The sequence below is a fragment of the Mesorhizobium sp. P3_A10 genome, from assembly GCF_056403175.1.
Map to the genome: position 1 here is coordinate 199756 of NZ_JBFUFZ010000005.1, position 11264 is coordinate 211019.

An 11264-nucleotide genomic window follows, 5' to 3' on the forward strand; every position below is an offset into this window, starting at 1 on the left:
AGTGTGAATTGCCCTTTGTGCGAAATCATGCACAAATAGGCGATGCTGCAACGCGCTGCCGCTGCCTTGCCTTCGACCCCTGAGCAACTGCGCAGGCGGGCGAGCCGCGCATGGTTGCTGTTTGCGGCGGTCGCTTTTGCGATCATCGCCGCAGCACTCTACGGCGCCGGCCTCTATGGCCGCACCGCCGAGGTCGCGACCCTGGCGACGCAAGGGCGCACCGATGCCAATCTGAAAGTGGCGCTGTTGCGCGCCGTGCTGGAAAGTCCGCGCGCCCTGCCCTTGCTGCTGGCGGAGGACCAGCAGGTGCACGATGCGCTGACGCAAGGCGGTGCCGCGGCGATCGATCTGTTGAACCGCAAGCTCGAAGGCCTGGTCTCCGGCACCAAGGCATCGGTGCTCTACGTCACCGGCACCGATGGACTGGCAATCGCCTCCAGCAACTGGCGCGAGCCGATCAGCTTCGTCGGCAATGATTACGGGTTCCGCGCCTATTTTTCCGGGGCGATGCAGAGCGGCACCGCGGAATACTTCGCGCTCGGCAATGTCAGCAAGCGGCCCGGCCTCTATATCTCACGGCGCGTCGGCGATGCTGCCGCGCCGCTCGGCGTCGTCGTCGTCAAGATGGAGTTCGACCAGCTCGAGGCCGACTGGCACGAGGCCAACCGCCCGGCCTATGTCAGCGACGACCATGGCGTGGTGCTGATCACCAGCGTGCCGTCGTGGCGCTTCATGACGACGACGCCGCTGGCCGGCCCGACGATTGCCGCCATCCGCGACAGCCAACAGTTCGGCGACGCACCACTGGTGCCGCTGCCGATCACGCGCCCCGAAGCCTTGAGCCCGGACGTGGCGATCGTCCATGCGATCACACCGGGCGGCAGCGACGCGGAATATCTGCGCCTCTCCACGCTGGTCCCTTCGACACCCTGGCGGCTCGACTATCTCGTGCCGGCCGAAGCGCCGATCGCCGCCGCGGCCCGCGAGATGCGGCTTCTGGCGCTCGGCGTCGTCATCCCGCTGCTAGGGCTGGCCGCCTATCTGTTGTGGCGCCGGCAGTCGGGTGAGATGCAGATCGCCGCCGAACAGGCCGCGCGCACCGAGCTCGAACGCCGCGTCGTCGAGCGCACTGAGGATCTGAGCCGCGCCCGCGACCGGCTGCAGGCCGAGATCACAGGGCACCGCAGCACGGAAGCCAAGCTGCAGGTGGTGCAGCAGGAGCTGGTGCAGGCCAACCGTCTCGCCATCCTCGGCCAGGTTGCCGCCGGCGTCGCGCACGAGATCAACCAGCCGGTCGCCACCATACGCGCCTATGCCGACAATGCCCGCGTCTTCCTCGACAGGAAGCAAACCGTATCGGCCGCGGAAAATCTCGGCGCCATCGCAGCACTGACCGAACGCATCGGCACCATCACCGAGGAATTGAAGGCCTTTGCCCGCAAGGGCCGCACCGCGGCTGAGCCGGTGGAACTACGCGGCGTCATCGAGGGCGCCGTGGTGCTGCTCCGAAGCCGCTTTGCCGGCCGGCTGGAGGCGCTTGATATCGCATTGCCGTCGCCAAGCCTCAAGGTGATGGGCAACCGGGTCCGGCTTGAACAGGTGCTGATCAACCTGTTCCAAAACGCACTGGAGGCGCTGGAGGGCCGCGACGACGCCAGGGTGCAGGTTTCGGTGGAGGAGACGGCGGACGGGGTAACGGTCAGCGTTTCCGACAACGGACCCGGCATTCCGCCCGAGATCCTCAAATCGCTGTTCACGCCGTTCAACACATCGAAGGAAAAGGGCCTCGGCCTCGGTCTTGTCATCTCGAAGGACATCGTCGCCGACTATGGCGGACGCGTCGAGGTTGCGAGCGGCGACAGCGGCACCCGCTTCACCATCCATCTTTCGAGAGCGGCGTAGTGGCAAAAGCAGCATGACGGAACACGGCGCAGCACCTGTCATCCTGATCGACGACGACAGCGATCTCCTCAAAGCCACCGCGCAGACGCTGGAGCTTGCTGGGTTTTCGGTGTCGGCCTTTGCGGTGGCGGCCGAGGCGCTGGCCCTGCTCGATGCCGGTTTTGCCGGGGTGGTGGTGTCCGATATCCGCATGCCGGAAATCGACGGGTTGCAGCTTTTCGATCGCATCCTGAGCCTCGACGCCGACATTCCGGTCATCCTCGTCACCGGGCATGGCGACATCGCGGTTGCCGTCAAGGCGATCAAGGATGGCGTCTATGATTTCATCACAAAACCGTTCGCCGCCGACCGGCTGGTGCAGAGCGTGCACCGGGCGGCTGAAAAGCGGCGGCTGGTGATGGAGAACCGCGCCTTGCGCGAGGGCGCCGAGCAGGCGCAGGACGGCCTGCCGCTGATCGGCCAGACACCGGCGATGGAGCGGCTGCGCCGGACGCTGCGGCAGATCGCCGATACCGACGTCGACGTGCTTGTGACCGGTGAAACCGGCTCCGGCAAGGAGGTGGTGGCGAGCCTTTTGCATCGCTGGAGCCGCCGCGCCAAGGGCAATTTCGTGGCGCTGAACTGCGGCACGCTGCCGGAAACGGTCATCGAGAGCGAATTGTTCGGGCATGAGGCGGGCGCCTTCACCGGGGCGCAGAAGAAACGGATCGGTCGCATCGAGCATGCCAGCGGCGGCACGCTGTTCCTCGACGAGATCGAAAGCATGCCGCCGTCGACGCAGGTGCAGATGCTCAGGGTGCTGGAAATGCGCGAGGTGACGCCGCTCGGCACCAATGAATTGCGGCCGGTGGATTTGCGCGTCGTCGCCGCGGCCAAGGTCGATCTCGGCGATCCGCGCCAGCGCGGCACCTTCCGCGAGGATCTCTATTACCGGCTCAATGTGGTGACGATCTCGATCCCGCCGCTGCGCGAGCGCCGTGACGACGTTGCCCTGCTGTTTTTCTACTTTGCCGAGCGCGCCGCCGCGCGCTTCCGGCGGTCGGTGCCCGCCGTGGCGGCAACCGTCCACCGCCATCTCAGGGAGCATGACTGGCCGGGCAATGTGCGCGAATTGGCGCATTTTGCCGAGCGTTTCGTGCTCGGCCTGGAAGAGGCAGCGCAAGCGCCGTCTCCTGCCCCGGCTTCGCCGGATGGCGCCATGCCGTTGCCCGAGCGTCTGGACCGCTACGAGGCCGACATCATCCGCGAGACACTTGGCCGCAATGACGGCGACGTCCGGCGCACGATCGAAGCCCTGGGGATTCCGCGCAAGACCTTCTACGACAAGCTGCAGCGGCACGGCATCGTGCGCAGCGATTTTTCCAGATAGGTTGAGGTATGCCTGCGGCCAACTCCAGAAAACAGTGGCGAGTCGGCATCAGAAAGTGTTGAAGACCGTATCGGCCGTCTTCAATGAGGCGTGATCCGGTTGCGCTCGGCAAGCCTTGATGGTTTGGTGCCGGTTAGCGGAGAATGAGTGATGCAAGAACCTGTCGGTCAAGATGAGTATGGGTCGACCAGTCCGTTCGATCCGGACGATCTGCCGAATTTGAATGCGATCGGCCCAAGCATGGGCGGCGGCAACGACTTCGAGAAATACGCCGTCGCCGTTATCATCGTGTTCGGCGCGCTGATTATTGGTGGACTGATGGCCGCCGGCTTGACCCTGGGTCACCGCAACGGCTTCCTGTTCGCGCTTGGCGGCGCCACCTCGGCCTGGATTTCCGGCAATGCGCTGCTGCTCGACCGGCCGCGCATCTATGCGCTGTTCGTCGGCATCGCGGCCCTGATGCTGCTTGCTTCGACCATTACGCTGGTCGTTTAGGCGGGTGCGTTCAGTAGCCTAACGCCTCGCCTGACGCGGCGCGGCCGTCGATGGCGCCGTTGTAGCGGGCGCCGCCGCCTTTCTCGATTTCCGCCAGGCTCTTGCCGCCGACCAGTATGCCGGCCGCCTGGCCCCAAATCGTATCGCCGAGGTCGAGGTGATAGCCCATGCCGGCAAGCAGTTTTTCGGTGTCGGGCGACAATCCAAACGGCTCGACATAGACCGTATCGGGCAGCCATTGGTGGTGGATACGCGGCGCGTCGATCGCTTCCTGGATGTTCATGCCGTGGTCGATGACGTTGACGATCGCCTCAAGCGTGATGGTGATGATGCGCGAGCCGCCGGGGCTGCCGATGACCATGAACGGCTTGCCGTCCTTGGCCACCACGGTCGGGCTCATCGATGAGAGCGGCGTTTTCTTCGGCTGGATGGCGTTGGCCTCGCCCTGGACCAGGCCATAGAGGTTGGGCACGCCGGGCTTCTGGGTGAAATCGTCCATCTCGTTGTTGAGCAGGATGCCGGTGCCGTCGGCAACGACGCCGGCACCGAAGGAGCCGTTCAGCGTGTAGGTAACCGCAACGGCGTTGCCGTCATTGTCGATGATCGAGTAATGCGTCGTCTCCTTGCTCTCGCCAAAGCCCTTCGGCATCAATTCCTGCGATACGCCGGCCCGGAACGGGTCGATCTTGTCCCGGATGTCCTTGGCGTAGGCTTTGTCCAGCAGCTTCGGGACCGGGTTGTCGACGAAGTCGGGATCGCCGAGCGCCGAGTTGCGGTCGACATAGGCATGGCGCATCGCCTCGACCATGACGTGCACCGTCTCGGCCGAGCCGGCGCCGAGATAGGACAGCGGATAGCCCTCCAGCACGTTGAGGATCTCGCAGATGATGACGCCCCCGGAGCTGGGTGGCGGCGAGGAAGTGATCTCGTAGCCGCGATAGGTGCAGGTCACCGGCTTGAGCTCACGCACCGAGTATTGTTCGAAATCGGCCTTTGCCAGGATACCGCCTTTGGCGCCGCTCGCCTTGACGATGGCGTCGGCGATGCTGCCCTTGTAGAAGGCGTCGGGCCCCTTCTCGGAAATCGCCGACAGCGAGGCAGCAAGGTCCGGCTGAACCAGCCGCTCACCAATGCCATAGGGTTTGCCGTCCGGTTTCAGGAAGATGGCAGCTGCCGCCGGATCTTTCGCTAACCGGTCGGCGTTGCGGGCAAACGAGGCGGCGTCGCCCTGATCGAGGACGAACCCGTCCTTGGCATAGGCAATCGCCGGCGCCATCAAGTCCTGCCGCGACAGCGTGCCGTATTTCTCCCGCGCCATCTCGAAACCGGCCACCGAGCCCGGCACGCCGACGGCAAGATAGCCGTCGAGGCTGGCGCCCTTCACCGGCTTGCCGTCCTTGTCGAGATACATGGTTTTGGTCGCGGCCAGCGGCGCGCGCTCACGGAAATCGAGGAAGGTCGAGCGACCGTCCTTGAAACGGATGGTCATGAAGCCGCCGCCACCGATGTTGCCGGCGTTGGGATAGACGACAGCCAGCGCATAGCCGACGGCGACCGCGGCATCGACGGCGTTGCCGCCCTTCTTCAGCACCTCGACGCCGACTTCCGAGGCCAGATGCTGGGCGGTTACCACCATGCCATGCTCGCCCTTGGCTGGCGCCGGCGAGGCGGCAATGGCGACCGCAGATGGTGTTAGGGCGATTGCAAGGGAAACGGAGACAGCAATCAGGGTCCGGCGGGTCAAGGGCATGGCGGTGCTCCAAGTGCGGTGTGCCTAGAAGAGCCACTTGGAGCGGCCGAGTCCACCATCAATATTGAGCGAACACATATTGGTGTTCGCCCGCTCGCCGAGGCCAGCCAATCTCAGACGATCCCGCCGCTGCCGCCCGCGACCGCCGGCCGTTCGGCCGCAACCTTGGCCCGATAGCCTGCCGCCCTATAGGCAGCGACCGGATCGATGGCGCCGCCGGTCTTCAGCCGCGCCATGGCCAGGATCGGCTCGACATCGGTGCGGTAGGCCACTTTCAGCGTCTGCGTCGCCATCAGTGCGTCGTTGGCGTCCTGGAAGCCTTCAAGCGCCTTGCGGTCGACCAGCAGCGCCTGGGCATAGGCGCGCTGCACTTCGACCGCCGACAGCATCAGGCTTTCGATCGGATCGGTGACATTGTGGCTCTGGTCGAGCATATGCGCCGGGTCGAAACCCTCGGCGCCGGATAGCTCGGCATCGACCAGTTCGTTGAAGACGAGGAACAGCCGGTAGGGGTCGATCGAGCCGGCGTCGAGGTCGTCATCGCCATATTTCGAATCGTTGAAATGGAAGCCGCCGAGCTTTTTGAACTGGATCAGCCGCGACACGATCATCTCGATGTTGACGTTAGGGGCATGATGGCCAAGGTCGACCAGGCAAAACGCCTTGTCGCCCAGCTCCTTTGAGATCATGTAGTTGGTGCCCCAATCCTGCACGACGGTCGAATAGAAGGCCGGCTCGTACATTTTGTGCTCGGTGAACAGCTTCCAGTCGTCGGGCAGCCCGGCATAGATATCCTTCATGGCGTCGAGATAACGTTCGAAGGCTCTCGCGAAATTGACTTGGCCGGGGAAATTCGAGCCGTCGCCGATCCACACCGTCAGCGCCTTGGAGCCCAGCGTCCTGCCTATCTCGATGCATTCGAGATTGTGCTCGACCGCTTGCCGGCGCGTCCCGGCATCGGCATGCGACAGCGAGCCGAACTTGTAGGACAGTTTCTGGTCCCTGGCGTCGGAGAAGGTGTTGGAGTTCATGGCGTCGAAGCCAAGGCCGAAGCGCGAGGCCGCCTGTTTCAGCCGGTTCGGGTCGGCCTTGTCCCACGGAATGTGCAGCGAGACGGTCGGCGTCGCCTGCGTCAGCTGGCGGATGACGGCGCAATCCTCGATCTTGTCGAAAATGTCGCGCGGCTCGCCGGCGCCGGGAAAGCGGGCAAAGCGGGTGCCGCCCGTGCCGACACCCCAGGACGGGATCGCCACGGCGAATTTTTCGACCTTGTCACGGATGGCGTCGATGGCGATGCCGCGCCGGTCGAGACGCTCGCCGAGCGAGGCGTAGTCGCGCTCGAGGTTGGGTTGGCGCGCGGCATTGTGGCTGGCAACGAGGTCGGCGGAGATGATGGATTCGGACAATGCTGTTCCTCCCAAAATGTGTTCGGCCGGCGCTGCCCTCATCCGCCTGCCGGCACCTTCTCCCCGTGAACGGGGAGAAGGGAAGCGCTCCAAATTAGCGCGTAAAGCTCTGGGCGTTGCCGGCGTCGACATTGATGATGTTGCCGGTCGACTTGGCCGACATGTCGGAGGCGAAGAAATAGATCGCCTCGGCGATGTCCTCGGGGAACACCGAACGCTTCAGCATCGAGCGCGAACGATAGTGTTCCTCGAGATCGTCGGTCGACATCTTGTAGGCGGCGGCGCGCTGTTCCTTCCACTCGCCTGTCCAGATTTTCGAGCCGCGCAGCACAGCGTCCGGATTGACGACATTGACCCGGATCTGCGCTTCCGCGCCCTCCAGCGCCAGGCAGCGCGCCAGATGGATCTCGGCAGCCTTGGCGGTGCAATAGGCGGCGGCGTTGGGCGATGCGGCCAAGCCGTTTTTGGAGGCGACGAAGACGACGTTGCCGCCGATCTTTTGCGCGCGAAACAGCCGGAAGGCTTCTCTGGAAACCAGGAAGTAGCCGGTGGACAGGATGTCCATGTTCTTGTTCCACAGCGCCAGCGTCGTTTCCTCGATCGGCGCCGAGGAGGCCAGGCCGGCATTCGACACCAGGATGTCGATGCCGCCGAACTCGACCGCCGTCTCGGCAAAGCCGGAGACGACCTGGTCCTCCGATGTGACGTTGATCAGCACCGGGCGGACAAAGTCCTTGCCATAGGCTTTGGCCAACTCGTCATGGGCGCTGGCCAGTGCGGTCTCGTCGATGTCGGCCAGCACGACGCACGCGCCTTCGCGCAGCAGCCGGTTGGCCGTTGCCCGGCCGATGCCGCCGGCGCCGCCGGTGACCAGCGCGATCTGGCCGGCCAGCGATTTCGGCTTCGGCATGCGTTGTAGCTTCAGATCCTCGAGCAGCCAGTATTCGATATCAAAGGCTTCCTGCGCGGGCAGGCCGACATAGGACGAGACGGTGGAGGCACCGCGCATGACGTTGATGGCGTTGACGTAGAACTCGGCCGAAATGCGCGCGGTCGCCTTGTCGCCGGCGAAGGTGAACATGCCGACGCCGGGCATCAGATAGACCACGGCATTAGGATCGCGGATGGCTGGCGAATCCGGGTGCTTGCAGCCGTCGTAATAGGCCTGGTAGCCGACACGATAGGCGGCAATATCGTCGGCGAGGCGCGCGATGACGGCATCGACATCCGGCTTTGCCGGATCGAACTCGATGACCAGCGGCCGGATCTTGGTGCGCAGGAAATGGTCCGGGCAGGAGGTGCCAAGCGCTGCCAGCGGACGCAGATCCCTGGAATTGACGAATTCGAGCACGGCGGCGGAATCGTCGAAATGGCCGAGCTTGTGGCTCTTTTCCGAGATCAGGCCGCGGATCCTCGGCATCAGCTTTGCGGCGATGGCGCGGCGTGCCGGCGCATCCAGCGACTTCACCACTTCGCCGCCGAAGATCGCCACACCTTCGGACCGCCGCTCGAACCACTCGATCGCCTGGTTGATCACCGAGATCGTCGTTTCGTAGCATTCCCTGGGGGTGTCGCCCCAGCTGAACAGGCCGTGGCTCTCGAGAATGACGCCCTTGGCCGCGGGATGTTCCAGGCAGAATTTTTCCAGCCACAGGCCAAGCTCGAAGCCCGGCCGCTTCCACGGCAGCCAGCCGATGGCGTCGCCGAAAATCTCCCTGGTCAGCGCCTTCGAATCTTTGGCCGCGGCGATGGCGATGATGGCGTCGGGGTGCATGTGATCGACAAAGGGTTTTGGCACATAGGCATGCAGCGGCGTGTCGATGGAGGCCGCGCGCGGATTGAGGTTGAAGGTGCAGTGCGGCAGATAGCCGACCATTTCGTCCTCATGCGCAACGCCGCGATAGAGGCCTTTCAGCGCCCGCAATTTATCCATGTAGAGCGTGGCAAAACCGTCAAGCTTGATAGAGGCGCTGTCGCCGCCCGAACCTTTCACCCACAGCACTTCGACGCTCTCCCCGCTGAGCGGATCGGTCTGCCAGATCTTGGAGGACGTGTTGCCGCCGCCATAATTGGTGACGCGCTTGTCGGAACCGAGCACGTTCGAGCGATAGACGAGGCGTTCCGGCTCGCTCATCGCCTGGGCCTTTGCCTCATCCCACAGGTTGGCGAGGCGCGTGCCGGAGCGCTTGTCGAGCATTGGAATATCCTCCCGTAAGACGCGCAGAATGTGCCCGTCGATTGCCACCGCATAGCGGGTCAGCTTTGGCCGAATGTCCACGGAAGCACTCCGTTTGTCAATCACAAACGATCAAGTTCGATCATATTGCACTGCACAATGAAATTATATGATCGGAAATGATTGACACTGCGCGTTTTGGGTGCCTAGATGCTCAGGCAGGGAGGAACCATGCACGAGAAAGAGCGCCACAGGATCATTCTGTCCGCCGTCCAGGAAAAACCTGTGGTGACGGTGCAGGAGATGGTCGACCTGACGGACTCGTCCGAGGCGACGATCCGGCGCGATATCGCGGCCTTGCATGTGCAAAAGCGGCTGCGCCGCGTGCGTGGCGGCGCCGAAGCGATCTCACCGCCGCAATTCATCGGCCTTGCCGGCCGGCCCTTCTCGGTCAACGAAACCCTCAACGCCTCGCAGAAGCGCGCCATTGCACGCGAAGCGGTTGAGCTGTGCAAGGATGGCGAGCCGATCATCATCAATGGCGGCACCACCACCTTCCAGATGGTGCATTTCCTGACCGGCCGCCGCATGCCGATCTTCACCAATTCCTTCCCGATCGCCGAGCACCTGCTCAAGCATTCCAAGAACACGGTCATGCTGTCGGGCGGCACCATCTACCGAGAGCAGAACATCATCCTGTCGCCCTTCGACAATGACGTGACGCGCAATTTCTATGCGCGCCGCATGTTCATGGGCGCGCAGGGACTGGGACCGCTCGGCCTGATGGAAGGCGACCCGCTGCTGATCCAGGCCGAGCAGAAACTCATCGACCAGGCCGACGAGTTGGTGGTGCTGGTCGACTCCTCGAAGTTCCGCAAACGCTCGAGCCTGATCCTGTGCGGCCTGTCGCGCATCGCCACCGTCATCACCGATGACGGCATCGAGGACCGGGAAGCCAAGATGTTAGAGACCGCAGGCGTGACGCTGATCGTCGCCCGCAAGTCGGCAAAGGAAGAATCTTCACTGCAGGCCTGAGACCAACTCACGCCAGCAGCGGCGATGGAATGCAACGCTCAAGGGAGGATATTCGATGAGCTTTCTGAGGAAATTGATGGTTACGGCGGCGTTTTCCGCCGCCATGTTCGTGAACGCCGCCTATGCCGAGAACGTCAAGATCGCGCTGGTGGTGAAATCACTCGGCAACGGCTTCTTCGACGCCGCCAACAAGGGCGCCGAAGAGGCGGCCAAGGAACTCGGCGATGTCGACATCATCTACACCGGCCCGACCAAGGCAACCGCCGAAGCGCAGATCGAAGTGGTCAACGCGCTGATCGCACAGAAGGTCAACGCCATCGCCATTTCGGCCAATGACGCCGACGCCCTGGTGCCGGCGCTGAAGAAGGCTATGGAACGCGGCATCACCGTCATCTCGTGGGATTCGGGCGTCGCTCCGGCTGGCCGGCAGCTCCACCTCAACCCGTCCGACACCGGGCTGATCGGCGAGACCATCATCAAGCTTGCCGCCGACTACCTGCCGGAAGGCGGCGACGTCGCCATCCTGTCGGCTTCCTCGACCGCGACCAACCAGAACGCCTGGATCGATGCGGCCAAGAAAATCCTGCCGGAGAAGTTCCCCAAGATCAAACTCGTCGCCACCGTCTATGGCGATGACGACTCGGCCAAGAGCACCGACGAAGCCAAGGGCCTGTTGAAGTCCTATCCGAACCTCAAGGCGATCATCGCACCGACCACGGTCGGCGTCGTTGCCGCCGCCCAGGTGGTGACCGACGAAGGCCTGATCGGCAAGGTCAACGTCACCGGCCTGGCGCTGCCGTCGGAGTTCAAGAAGTTCATCGACAACGGCTCCAGCCAGGCTGTCGCGCTCTGGAACCCGATCGACCTCGGCTACTCCGCCGTCTACCTCGCCCATGATCTGGCGGTGAAGAAGGAAGAAGCCAAGCCAGGCGCCACGCTGTCGATCGGTCGCGTCGGCAAGGTGACGCTAGACGACACCAACTCGGCTGCGATGGCTCCGCCCTTCCAGTTCGACAAGACCAACATCGAAAAGTTCTCCAAGATCTATTGATCTCGGGCAGCCTTCGACCTGGCGCGGCGGGACCAGATCCCGCCGCGGCTTTAAAGGGACCTTGCTTCAGGGCTTGATAC

General features: G+C 63.6%; 8 protein-coding genes. 5 read left to right on the forward strand and 3 right to left on the reverse strand.

What is annotated here, in order from left to right; all coding sequences use genetic code 11:
* The first annotated feature begins 42 nt into the window (after positions 1-42).
* From AC1DXU_RS20355 to AC1DXU_RS20365, 3 genes are all read left to right on the forward strand, one after another.
* Positions 43-1902, forward strand: a complete 1860-nt coding sequence (locus AC1DXU_RS20355) for a sensor histidine kinase (RefSeq protein ID WP_477371884.1) — start codon at positions 43-45, stop codon at positions 1900-1902.
* 13 nt (positions 1903-1915) lie between these two features.
* Positions 1916-3271, forward strand: a complete 1356-nt coding sequence (locus tag AC1DXU_RS20360) for a sigma-54-dependent transcriptional regulator (RefSeq protein ID WP_477371886.1) — start codon at positions 1916-1918, stop codon at positions 3269-3271.
* Between the two features lie 150 nt (positions 3272-3421).
* A complete protein-coding gene (locus AC1DXU_RS20365) occupies positions 3422-3766 on the forward strand; it encodes a hypothetical protein (protein ID WP_477311687.1) in 345 nt (114 codons plus the stop codon).
* A 10-nt stretch (positions 3767-3776) separates the two neighbouring features.
* On the opposite strand, the gene ggt is transcribed toward AC1DXU_RS20365, so the two are convergent.
* The 3 genes from ggt to AC1DXU_RS20380 all read right to left on the reverse strand — a co-directional run bounded on the left by ggt (position 3777) and on the right by AC1DXU_RS20380 (position 9119).
* Positions 3777-5516: a gamma-glutamyltransferase gene (gene ggt, locus AC1DXU_RS20370; RefSeq protein WP_477371888.1), complete on the reverse strand. Its 1740-nt coding sequence runs from the start codon at positions 5514-5516 to the stop codon at positions 3777-3779.
* A 113-nt stretch (positions 5517-5629) separates the two neighbouring features.
* Positions 5630-6922, reverse strand: a complete 1293-nt coding sequence (gene rhaI / locus AC1DXU_RS20375) for an L-rhamnose catabolism isomerase (protein WP_477371889.1) — start codon at positions 6920-6922, stop codon at positions 5630-5632.
* A 94-nt stretch (positions 6923-7016) separates the two neighbouring features.
* Positions 7017-9119 (reverse strand): bifunctional rhamnulose-1-phosphate aldolase/short-chain dehydrogenase, encoded by a 2103-nt coding sequence (locus tag AC1DXU_RS20380; protein ID WP_477372248.1) that lies wholly within the window; start codon positions 9117-9119, stop codon positions 7017-7019.
* A gap of 210 nt (positions 9120-9329) precedes the next feature.
* Here AC1DXU_RS20380 and AC1DXU_RS20385 point away from each other — a divergent pair, with 210 nt between their 5' ends.
* On the forward strand, positions 9330-10133 hold the full coding sequence (locus AC1DXU_RS20385; protein ID WP_477371891.1) for a DeoR/GlpR family DNA-binding transcription regulator: 804 nt from the start codon (positions 9330-9332) through the stop codon (positions 10131-10133).
* A gap of 55 nt (positions 10134-10188) precedes the next feature.
* Entirely contained in the window at positions 10189-11184 is a 996-nt protein-coding gene (gene rhaS / locus AC1DXU_RS20390; RefSeq protein ID WP_477311683.1) for a rhamnose ABC transporter substrate-binding protein, read from the forward strand.
* Positions 11185-11264: the final 80 nt, after the last annotated feature.